Consider the following 2,982-nt stretch of genomic DNA (forward strand, 5'->3'; position numbering starts at 1 on the left):
CGGCGCGATCGGCAATCGGCCGCCGATTGTGCTCCAAAATCACGTCGGCGCCACCAGCCCGCCAACGTGATCAGAGGCGCAAAACTCTAGTTCCGGGTGGTCCAAAGTTCGGTCTCGCTGCACAAAACCCCGAGACTCTAACTGCCGCTGGATGAAAATGCAGTGGCAGGTCACTGGAGGCCGAGCACGACCGTGTTATCGTGCCGCCGCTCGTATCTAAACTGCCACGACTCTCGAACTCCTGAACTGAGGGCTCCACAATGTTTTTAAGCTGCTCGTAGTAGCCACCGTTTGTAATCTGATTGCGGTAGTATTTCGTGACGTGGTGACGGGTGATGTTGTTGGCTTGCAATTCACTCTCAGTGACGACCCGCGCCCCTTCGATGAATTTCATGACATGCCCTCTAACGGGCAGGGAATTAGCTGCGCTCGTCATTGCTACATCTTGTCCTATCGTGATGAACTGCATCCTGACCCGCAGGCCATTTACTCACCGATAGTACCCGGGGAACAATGGATCGAAACCTACCTAACTTGGTGAAGACATTGGAATTATATGCCGACCGAAGCGAGGTCGGCACGTAGCTGCTATCGACAGCAGCGGTGCGTTTCTGAGCTGTGGCTGGATCACTTCCGGACGCTTTTCGGCGCGTCACCGGTCTCGTCCGACGAGTTGATCTGACGCCAATCACCAACGCTCTCGGTTGTTCCAGTAACGATCAGCTTCCCATTCATCCGAGCAATAATCCGGCCGATGCTGGCTTCGGAAGAGGACGTCGGCGGCACATCCGCTCGCTGTACCAATGAGCGAACCGCGGCAGGTAAAGCGTCGTCGCTGCTTTAGTGCCTCCAATAGCGAAGAAAGAGTCTAACGAGTTCCTCCCGTCGCGAAGCTCCGCATGATCTCGGTCGTCAAGATTGAAGCCGAGATAAATCGCGCAGGGTCTCAGAGGATGGCCTTCTCGTCCGCGGACGGGAGCAACAAGTCTGAAAACATCGGCGTGAACTTTCCGAACGTTGCGAGTGTTGTCGCTGGTGAGATCCGGTCGACTTTGACCTTCGCACCCGGTCCGACCGCTTTCGATGATCAGTGCGAATAAAGGCTTCGAGTATGTTCGTATCAATGCTGCGGTTTCGATGGATTCGAGGGGCCTGCTGTGTTCAGTCGCATAAGCATCGAGTTTTCCTCTAACAAGGATCGGAGATCGCAATGGTGAGCCGCACCGTACCTTGTCGGCACGAATGTCAGGCCTGGCGGCCCGACATGTTTCCCCGAGTTCCGGACGATCTTTTCGAGGAGGGGTCCAACAGGTGATCGCGCACAGCCTCCCCTGCCACTCATCTTCAACAGCAATACGTCGTACCCACAATGTCGGGTTCGCAACCAATGTCCAAAGGTCCACGCTGAGGTTCATGTGAGGACGAGCGGATCTGGGCCGCTCGCAAAACTCCAACTGTCGCGTTCCTTACATCTGGGTTCCGGAGAAGGGCCTGCGAGTGTCGCCATCCTCGTTGCCGACCTTCTTCATGGCGCGGCGAGCAACTTGCCGATCTCCGCGTCGCCGTTGGCGGAGATGGTGGCGACCTGGGCGATCTCTTCGTTCGAGGTGACCTTCTTGGAGTTATTCTGGAGGTCTGCAGCAACGGCCTCGATTGCAAGCTCGATGCCACGCTTGAGGTCTAGCGGGTGCGGGGCGACGGCTTCGTTCAATCTCGCTTCCGTGAGCCATCCACGACGCAGCGCGCAGCTGGCCTTGGCCCGGCGACCTCACGGAACCCTCAAGTTCCGTCGAATCGGCAGCCGTGATTCGATCGTCGCATCGCAGGTGGCGATGCGACGCAAGAAGCACAGGGCGACGGGACCCAGCGGTCTGTTCAGGGCCAGACTGACCCGATTGTTTGGCCGGCGCGGTTCGGCTCGGTGGTCAATCAATATGAAGCATGAGCTGGTTCAGCTCGCCGACAAGGTCGATTGGGACTGGATCGACGGCGAGATCGCGCCGCTCTATACCGAGAATGGCCGGCCTGGACTCGCAACCCGCTCCATCATCGGGCCGTTGCTGCTCGAGGACATTTACGGTGCGCGAGCGAGCGGGCCGATTTCGATAATGTCGTAGCTAGGAGGCACGAGGACACCTGCAGGCCGATGGTCACTGCGGCCGCTGCTAGCTCAGAGGCCGCGCCGGCGATGCGGCTAACGTCATCAGTTCATCCGTCGCCCACAACTTCGGTCGCATCCTCATCTGGCTCAGAGAACTTTTGTGCCTCATTCTGGTCAAGCTATCGCGCACGTTCCGCCCTCCCATCCCGCTCATGAGCCTCGTTAACGGAGCACCAAGTAACTCCGTCACGCAGCGACGCGGAACTCTGCAGCGGCTACTTGCACCACTCGGTAATCGTGACTTTGGTCTCGCCAGTCAAGCGCGCCTCAGTCTTGACGGGCCCGAAACTCTCGGCCAGCGTTAGCTTCCGGCCCGCGCGACACCCGCTTTTTCTTTCATTCTGACAATGAGTGTCATATGGCGCCTCAGTCTCGCACATCACACTCGTCATCACCCTGAAGCCAGTACTCACCGGCCTAATGTTGGCTCCGAACATGTCTAATCAGGCCAAGAAGCATTCTCCATTCCTCCTGGCCGAATGTGTCGGTCGCATCGCCTGAGCTCAACGAACTGACGGCGCATGATAAACAGTGCAATCATTCCGGCGCCTAGCTCCGCGATGGCTTGACTGGCCAATACTCCGCTGGAGCCAGAGATGGCCGGGAAAAACAGTACAGCCGGAATGAAGAGATAATGCCTCGCGAAACACACAACCGCGCTGAGACGCGCTCTCCCGAGCGATTGAAGCATCGTCGTGACGACAGTCTCAATACCATACAGTCCAAAAAAGAGATGGAAGACGGTGCAGGCAGAAACGGCAATTTCCCTGACGCTATCGCTATCGCTGAACAGCCCGACCAAAGGACGGACAAAAACCATA

1 protein-coding gene and 3 pseudogenes are annotated in these 2,982 nt (G+C 57.5%); 1 reads left to right on the forward strand and 3 read right to left on the reverse strand.

Annotated elements, in window-relative coordinates:
- Positions 1–70: 70 nt before the first annotated feature.
- Both I6F37_RS38185 and groEL read right to left on the reverse strand, forming a co-directional pair.
- Positions 71–394 carry a hypothetical protein gene (locus I6F37_RS38185; protein WP_225154112.1) on the reverse strand — a complete coding sequence of 108 codons (324 nt, stop codon included), beginning with the start codon at positions 392–394 and terminating at the stop codon, positions 71–73.
- A 1,114-nt stretch (positions 395–1,508) separates the two neighbouring features.
- Positions 1,509–1,690 (reverse strand): annotated as a pseudogene (gene groEL, locus I6F37_RS38190) (chaperonin GroEL); the annotation flags it as partial.
- Positions 1,691–1,832: 142 nt separating this feature from the next.
- Between groEL and I6F37_RS38195 the strand changes: the two are divergent.
- Positions 1,833–2,081, forward strand: a pseudogene (locus tag I6F37_RS38195) (hypothetical protein); the annotation flags it as partial.
- 519 nt (positions 2,082–2,600) lie between these two features.
- On the opposite strand, the pseudogene I6F37_RS38200 reads toward I6F37_RS38195, so the two are convergent.
- Positions 2,601–2,982 (reverse strand): annotated as a pseudogene (locus tag I6F37_RS38200) (hypothetical protein); the annotation flags it as partial.

The organism is Bradyrhizobium sp. NBAIM08 (genome assembly GCF_020193935.1).
In the GTDB taxonomy this organism is placed as follows: domain Bacteria; phylum Pseudomonadota; class Alphaproteobacteria; order Rhizobiales; family Xanthobacteraceae; genus Bradyrhizobium; species Bradyrhizobium yuanmingense.

Bases quoted from the DNA above. Each gene is read 5' to 3' on its own strand.
- I6F37_RS38185 (WP_225154112.1), bottom strand. From the start codon at position 394: ATGAAATTCATCGAAGGGGCGCGGGTCGTCACTGAGAGTGAATTGCAA.